The sequence below is a fragment of the Mesorhizobium sp. M2A.F.Ca.ET.037.01.1.1 genome, assembly GCF_003998075.1.
Classification (GTDB): Bacteria; Pseudomonadota; Alphaproteobacteria; order Rhizobiales; family Rhizobiaceae; genus Mesorhizobium.
In genome coordinates, this window is the sequence record NZ_RZSA01001158.1 from 1 (window position 1) to 1,868 (window position 1,868).

Sequence of the window (1,868 nt, forward strand, 5' to 3'; positions counted from 1 at the left end):
GGCCTACACGGTCGAAACCACAATACTGAGATACCAGTGCGAGGGCTTTCCCGATTGGGAAGGCCCAGCGGGACGATGATGCGTCCCGCCAGCATCGCGCCATAGCCGGACGCGAAGCCGCTCAAGAGATTGCCGAGCGCGAACAGCAGCATCAATCCAACCGCTAGCGGCCGGCGCGGCAGATGCCCCGACTGACGCCGTGACCGTGGGGGCACCGGCCGTCACGGCGAGGGCATAGCCGGAAACGAGCAGACCAGCCGCCGGGAGCGTTATCCCGAGATCGCGCCCGATCCCGGGAACCAGGCCGATGATCACGAACTCAGTCGTGCCAATGGCAAATGCTCCCGCGGCCAGCGCGATCAGCGAAGGCTTCATGATCGTCGTGCCTCACGCGTCAACCGTCTCGACCACCCTTTCGACATGCGCGACGATGCCGGTCTGGCCCGGCGCGACGTCATCCGCCATGGTGTGGCGATCGGGGAAATCGCCTCCGTTCTGCGCACGGAACGGGATTGGCGCGTCCGTGAACAGCCCGGCGAGTCGCGCGCGCCAGCCCGCCTTGATCGCCTCGACCTCTTCGGCGGTGGAGACATGGCCGGCGCTGTAGACAGCGTGCGTGGGCAGCACATCCATGCCCGGATAGAAGAGCGCGCCGTGGGTCAGCGGAAAGAGCAGCTGCTCAATCGGCGCGTTGATCCCGCGCGGGCCATAGTCCACCACAGGTCCACCGGCCTGAACATTTACCAGCGCGCGCTTGCCCTTCAGGATGCCGTTCCCGAAGCGAAACTCGTTGGTGCCGTTCTGGTAGCCATAAGCGAAACCAAAGGCATAGACGCGTTCGATCCAGCCCTTCAGGATCGCGGGCACGCTGTACCACCACAGCGGGAACTGCAGGATGACCGCGTCCGCGGCAAGGAGTTTGGCCTGTTCGGCGACAACATCCGGCGTCTGGTTGCCGGTCGCATAGGCATGGCCGGATTCCATGATGAACGACAGCCGGTCGGGATTGGTGCGGACGGGAAAGTCGTCGGCGTCGAACACTGCTTTCCACTTCATGCCGTAAAGTTCGGATTGCACGATCTCGTGTCCGGCGGCGCCAAGCGTCTCGACAGTAACATCGACCAACTGCCGGGTGAGCGAGGTTGGTTCGGGGTGCGCAGATACAATCAGGATATTCTTCATCATCATGCTTCTCTGTCTCTATCGTGGAGTGGGGGGTGCGCTTCAGCGCTCGCTGGGATGTACCCAAGCCAGCGGCTTCACCCGATCATAAAGCTCGGTATGGGCCAGCGCGTTGGTGAAGTTGGAGATGAGCTTGGCGGCAAGCCCTATCAGCACGTCGAGCGCCTGACGCTTGGTGTAGCCGGCATCGATGAATGCCTCTGACGGCGCCGCCAAGCAGGCCCGGGGCCAAGGGCACATGTTTCTCGACATGATGGGCAGCATCGAAGCGTGCTTGCTCAGTATTGGATAAAGAAAACTGACGATGACCATCCTTGCCTCCCGCGGGAGAGATTGGTGAAGCTCCCGCGTCGATGCTTGCAGGATGGAGGCTTTCCGGCCATATTTGAAATCGATTATATTTTGTTCGGGAATAAAGGTGGTAGATACCAGCCGCATCGACCTCAACCTTCTGGCAACGCTCGAAGTGCTGCTCGCCGAACGGAACGTCACCAAGGCGGCGGCGAAGCTGCATCTCAGCCAGCCGGCAGTCAGTGCGCAACTCGCGCGGCTGCGGGATTTGTTCGACGATCCCTTGCTTCTTCCCGCCCAGCGCGGAATGACCCCGACCGCCAAGGCAACAGAACTTGCCCCGCAATTGCGCGAGGCGTTGGATCGGGTGCGCTCGACACTGCAATCCCACAGGG

Annotated in this window: 3 protein-coding genes; 1 reads left to right on the top strand and 2 read right to left on the bottom strand. The window is 62.0% G+C overall.

What is annotated here, in order from left to right; translation table 11 throughout:
• Nucleotides 1-387: 387 nt before the first annotated feature.
• Both EOA27_RS34570 and EOA27_RS41700 read right to left on the bottom strand, forming a co-directional pair.
• On the bottom strand, nt 388-1,188 hold the full coding sequence (locus tag EOA27_RS34570; RefSeq protein WP_245463252.1) for an NAD(P)H-dependent oxidoreductase: 801 nt from the start codon (nt 1,186-1,188) through the stop codon (nt 388-390).
• 36 nt (nt 1,189-1,224) lie between these two features.
• The gene (locus tag EOA27_RS41700) at nt 1,225-1,494 is read right to left on the bottom strand and encodes a hypothetical protein (RefSeq protein WP_210211621.1); all 270 of its coding nucleotides are present in this window, start codon (nt 1,492-1,494) and stop codon (nt 1,225-1,227) included.
• Between the two features lie 106 nt (nt 1,495-1,600).
• On the opposite strand from EOA27_RS41700, the gene EOA27_RS34580 reads away from it, so the two are divergent.
• Nucleotides 1,601-1,868, top strand: a 268-nt coding sequence (locus EOA27_RS34580; protein ID WP_245491281.1) for a LysR family transcriptional regulator, incomplete at its 3' end; no start/stop codon positions are given.